At 68.2% G+C, this 1,412-nt stretch carries 1 protein-coding gene and 2 rRNA genes; 1 reads left to right on the plus strand and 2 read right to left on the minus strand.

Features of this window, described 5'->3' with window-relative positions:
• A partial coding sequence (locus CA983_RS43640) for a DUF58 domain-containing protein (RefSeq protein ID WP_086606111.1) occupies positions 1-1,039 on the plus strand: 1,039 nt, incomplete at its 5' end.
• A gap of 78 nt (positions 1,040-1,117) precedes the next feature.
• On the opposite strand, the gene rrf is transcribed toward CA983_RS43640, so the two are convergent.
• Positions 1,118-1,234 (minus strand): 5S ribosomal RNA (gene rrf / locus CA983_RS43645).
• A gap of 86 nt (positions 1,235-1,320) precedes the next feature.
• Positions 1,321-1,412: ribosomal RNA gene (locus tag CA983_RS43650) — 23S ribosomal RNA — on the minus strand; the annotation flags it as partial.

Below are 1,412 nucleotides of genomic sequence, written 5' to 3' on the forward strand. Positions count from 1 at the left end.
CCCGAGCACCTGGCAGCCGGGCACGGAGACGACGGCCTCCCGCCACCGCCTCACGGTCCCCCCGGGCGAACGCCGGCGCGTGACGACCAGACTGCGCCCCACCCGCCGAGGCGACCGCCAGGCCGACCGCGTGACCATCCGCTCGTACGGCCCGCTCGGCCTCTTCTCCCGCCAGGGCACCCACAAGGCTCCCTGGACGGTACGCGTCCTGCCGCCGTTCACCAGCCGCAAGCACCTGCCCTCCAAGCTGGCCCGCCTGCGCGAACTGGACGGACGCACCAGCGTTCTCATCCGCGGCCAGGGCACCGAATTCGACAGCCTGCGCGAGTACGTCCCCGGCGACGACACCCGCTCCATCGACTGGCGCGCCACAGCCCGCCAGTCCGCAGTCGCCGTACGCACCTGGCGTCCCGAACGCGACCGCCACATCCTCCTGGTCCTCGACACCGGCCGCACCTCAGCAGGCCGCGTAGGCGACGCACCCCGCCTCGACGCCTCCATGGACGCGGCCCTCCTCCTCGCAGCCCTCGCGTCCCGCGCCGGCGACCGCGTCGACCTCCTCGCCTACGACCGCAAGGTCCGCGCCCTCGTCCAGGGCCGCACGGCAGGCGATGTCCTTCCGTCCCTGGTCAACGCGATGGCCACGCTCGAGCCCGAGCTCGTCGAAACGAACGCCCGCGGCCTCACGGCCACGGCCCTGCGCACGTCTCCCCGCCGCTCTCTGATCGTGCTCCTCACCACCCTGGATGCGGCCCCCATCGAAGAGGGCCTCCTCCCGGTCCTCTCCCAGCTCACCCAGCGCCACACGGTCCTGCTGGCATCAGTAGCGGACCCGCACATCACCGAAATGGCCAAGGCACGCGGCAACGTCGACGCCGTCTACGAGGCAGCCGCAGCCGCCCAGGCCCAGTCCGAACGCCACCGCACGGCAGAACAACTCCGCCGTCACGGCGTCACAGTCGTGGACGCGACACCGGACGACCTGGCGCCGGCACTGGCGGACGCTTACTTGGCGCTGAAGGCAGCTGGACGCCTGTGATAGTAAGGGCCTCTCGAAAGAGGGCCCTTAAACGCAGAAAACCCCCGCATCTACGATGCGGGGGTTTTCCCAATAATTGTTCGGCGGCGTCCTACTCTCCCACAGGGTCCCCCCTGCAGTACCATCGGCGCTGTAAGGCTTAGCTTCCGGGTTCGGAATGTAACCGGGCGTTTCCCCTACGCTATAACCACCGAAACACTATGAAACTGTCAGCCGCACCACGCTGTGGCAACGTGGGGCTGTTCGTGGTTTCAGAACCAACACAGTGGACGCGAGCAACTGAGGACAAGCCCTCGGCCTATTAGTACCGGTCAACTCCACACGTTACCGTGCTTCCATATCCGGCCTATCAACCCAGTCGTCTACTGGGAGC

Origin of the sequence: Streptomyces swartbergensis (genome assembly GCF_002148965.1) — a bacterium.
Classification (GTDB): domain Bacteria; phylum Actinomycetota; class Actinomycetes; order Streptomycetales; family Streptomycetaceae; genus Streptomyces; species Streptomyces swartbergensis.